A 321-nucleotide genomic window follows, 5' to 3' on the forward strand; every position below is an offset into this window, starting at 1 on the left:
TACTCGAAGAATGATGAGAGATTTAACCAATTGTCCAGCCAGGATTTGCAGGTCAGGGGATATTTTTTTGCCCACTTCTCTTCAAAGGCAAGCAGCCTTTGATTTCCCTGCTCTTCATTATTAGCCTTGTAGATTGGCTTCATATCCTCCATAACCGCTTTTTTATCCCTGTCAGGAACATAGCGCATGGAGGCGCGGATTTGATGAACCACGCAAAGTTGTACCCTGGTTTTAGGAAATACAGCCTCAACCGCTTCGGGGAAACCTTTCAGGCCGTCTATGCAGGCAATCATAATATCTTCCACACCGCGTTTCTTCAGA

Annotated in this window: 1 protein-coding gene; it reads right to left on the reverse strand. The window is 45.5% G+C overall.

Annotation, left to right across the window (positions count from 1 at the left end; genetic code table 11):
- The coding region (locus GNY06_RS08370) for a transposase (protein WP_176590000.1) at positions 1 to 321 on the reverse strand (321 nt) is incomplete at both ends.

Source organism: Elizabethkingia argenteiflava, assembly GCF_009904105.1.
Taxonomy (GTDB): domain Bacteria; phylum Bacteroidota; class Bacteroidia; order Flavobacteriales; family Weeksellaceae; genus Elizabethkingia; species Elizabethkingia argenteiflava.